Genomic DNA, 2,721 nt, shown 5'->3' on the forward strand with positions numbered 1-2,721 from the left:
ATTTACTTCCTGAAACTATCTATTAACTATGAATTAATATCTAGGAATAACTGAAGTTAGTAGCCAATATAGTTTATGCTTAAAAGTTTTTTTGTGTACATTTTTCTCTACAGTCGTCGGTTGTTTCATTACTTGTAATAATGAACTTAAAGCATAATCTTCAGATGAATTTACTCGTCTATCAAAAAGAGCAATATTCATGGCTAAAGGTAGAGCAATAGCAGCTACATCTGGTTCTAATTCTTCAACTAATAAATCAATAGATTGAGGTATTCTAATTGCAGAACGAATTCCTTGCAATATCTTTTCATCTAATCCTAATTGTTGTAAATTAGGATATATTTCTTCCCATTTAACTGCCCGANATGAATTTACTCGTCTATCAAAAAGAGCAATATTCATGGCTAAAGGTAGAGCAATAGCAGCTACATCTGGTTCTAATTCTTCAACTAATAAATCAATAGATTGAGGTATTCTAATTGCAGAACGAATTCCTTGCAATATCTTTTCATCTAATCCTAATTGTTGTAAATTAGGATATATTTCTTCCCATTTAACTGCCCGATCTGGCTCCCCTGCTTGAATAACATAAGCTATCAACCTTTGCAGCTTTCCTTGTTGCTTGGTTGTCATGTTTTGGATCGGTTCGGTTGTTGTTAATTCTGGGGAATTATTTTGATTTTCTTCTTGTTTTACACCATCAACAATTTTTTGCCAATCTTGATTTTCACAAGATTCTGGTTTTTCCACTGTTAAGGAAATACTTATTTTTTTGTCTAGACTAGCATCCAGTTCGGTTACTTCTGCTTTTACTCCCAAAAAACCTAGCCATTTAGCAATTGTATGAATTAATGTGAGACGGGTTGAGTGACAGTTTGCTAATAACCGAACCTGGGTCCGAACCATGGGACGAACGATTTGTGTCAGCATTATGGTTAAGTTACTGTCTTAGCTATAAATTTACCTTTTTAGAGAATAGCTAATTTTTATAGAATGAATGGCAGTATTAGCTACAGATTTTTATTACCATTTCTCTATGAAGTTACAAGAGAAATGGTATAGTTTGATTTTAGTTGATAATTAATTCAACTATTGCGCAACAGTTTTTAGATTTTAGATTTAGATGAACTGGCAGAGTCAAAATTTTTAGTTGATAATTAATTCAACTGTTGCGCAACAGTTTTTAGATTTTAGATTTAGATGAACTGGTAGAGTGTAGAATAACGATAGTGCTACGCAATGCTACGGGAACGCCTAATACCATATCTAAAAAATTAAATATTTAGTCAAAAGTAAGGATTTTTTAGTTATAGGAAAAAATTAATAAAAGATGTCTAGCCCCCCATGGCAACCCTACACTTTGATAACTGTTAACTTTTCTCTGGCATTCTAGCAAAATGTTCTAATAATAGTCGATGAATAAAAATATAGCCACCTCCTACTTTTTGTAAAAAAATTAATTGTGTGGCGTAGTCAAGGAAACGAGAATAATTCCAAGGTATATAACCATTAAAATACAAAATCACTCGTAAAATAAAATGTTTTACACAAGCTTCTCCCCCTCCCACAGCTAATCCGAAAATAAACCCATACTGACACCAAGCGATGAGGTACCAGTCTAATAATTTAGCAGAGAAAATCATTAATATAGCTGCAATTAAACCAAATATCAAAGCATTTTTAGTTGACAATAAAATTCCTTGATTAGGAATAGTTAGTTCTTCTATTCCCGGACCTGTCATACCACGAACTATTCCTAGAGTTAGTCCTAAGCTTAATCCAGATATTGCTCCTCTCAGTAGAGGATGACTAATTTGATTAAGAATTTTTAAATTATAGTAGAAAATAACTGCAGATAATAGACCAGAAATTAGTCCGATAGTTATGCCAATAACTAATTGGTTGATAGTATATTTTCCTAACCATCTCAAAGTAGTGACTGTTTGAATAGTTTTAAATCCAAAAAAACGCCAAAAATATACAAAACAAAATGCTACAAGTAACGCCATTTTAGGCAAATTTAAAAATTGATAAAATAGGTTCCATAATACGAATAATATTATCGTCAAAAGAGTAATAATATAAGCAATAATATAAATTTTATTTTGTACCCAATAGGGCTGCATTCTTTCAATTAAAAATACAGTTTCTGACTCCTTAACCATTTGCTTTGCTAACCAAATTAGCCATTTTTTTACTTTCTCCTGACTATAAGGAATATTAACCGCCTTACGCTTAAACATTCGCTCAATATAAGCATTAAATAAATGTTCTCTCAGTTCAGAATTACTGCGAGTAGGTAACTCTTCAATTGATATTCCTTGATAAGCTAAACTGATAATACTTAAAATCAAAGGATACCGGGAAAATTCTTGTAATTTAACATCAGATTCTAATGCTTTTCTGACTGCTGCTAATTCTGAACCTGCATTTTTTAAATACTCTTGGATTTGCTCTAAACTTAAGGGCTGTAAATAAATAGCTGCTTGAAATTTTAACTGGCTTGAAAGAACTTCATAATCACGAATCCGGCTACAAACTACTATTTCTGTTTGACCGTATTCTTGACAAAATTCATTTAAAGCATCTACACTAACAAAATTAGCCATTTTTTTACTTGCTCCTGACTATAAGGAATATTAACCGCCTTACGCTTAAACATTCGCTCAATATAAGCATTAAATAAATGTTCTCTCAGTTCAGAATTACTGCGAGTAGGTA

General features: G+C 31.9%; 1 protein-coding gene. It reads right to left on the bottom strand.

Annotated elements, in window-relative coordinates; genetic code table 11:
* Nucleotides 1-1,370: 1,370 nt before the first annotated feature.
* The gene (locus AFK68_RS02880) at nt 1,371-2,609 is read right to left on the bottom strand and encodes an NACHT domain-containing NTPase (RefSeq protein WP_094671478.1); all 1,239 of its coding nucleotides are present in this window, start codon (nt 2,607-2,609) and stop codon (nt 1,371-1,373) included.
* Nucleotides 2,610-2,721 lie beyond the last annotated feature (112 nt).

Origin of the sequence: Hydrocoleum sp. CS-953 (assembly GCF_002260545.1) — a bacterium.
Lineage (GTDB): Bacteria > Cyanobacteriota > Cyanobacteriia > Cyanobacteriales > Microcoleaceae > Trichodesmium.